Origin of the sequence: Adlercreutzia equolifaciens, from assembly GCF_029076695.1 — a bacterium.
GTDB classification, from domain to species: domain Bacteria; phylum Actinomycetota; class Coriobacteriia; order Coriobacteriales; family Eggerthellaceae; genus Adlercreutzia; species Adlercreutzia equolifaciens_A.
In genome coordinates this window covers 1-365 of sequence record NZ_JARFIK010000131.1, presented here as the reverse complement: position 1 = coordinate 365, position 365 = coordinate 1, and the positions used below count along the sequence as shown (strand labels likewise).

The 365-nt window shown below is 36.4% G+C and carries 1 protein-coding gene; it reads left to right on the top strand.

Annotated elements, in window-relative coordinates:
• Window positions 1-29: 29 nt before the first annotated feature.
• Window positions 30-365, top strand: a 336-nt coding sequence (locus PZH32_RS11775) for a hypothetical protein (protein ID WP_428994037.1), incomplete at its 3' end; no start/stop codon positions are given.

Sequence of the window (365 nt, the reverse complement as noted above, 5' to 3'; positions counted from 1 at the left end):
ATCGGGGAATTATATAAAGCAGGTGTAAAATGACTAATATTATAATACAAATTTCTAAATACATCATTATCCTACTAATGGCCGCATATACCTTTTCATGTTTCTCAATTTTTACGAGAAATTATGAGGATGAAGAGAAAAGAGTACTGATCCGTCAGGATGTTCTCTTATTTTTACTGCAGATGGTTTCTTTTTTTGCCATGTATACTGCGAAAAAGGATCTGCGTATTCTTTTTATTTATGCAGCACTGGCTGTTGTCATACTGGGAGTGATCCTCTTATATAATCTGATCTACCCCAGTGTATCGAGGCTGGTCGTCAACAATATGTGTATGCTGATCACTGCCGGAATGATCATGATCACC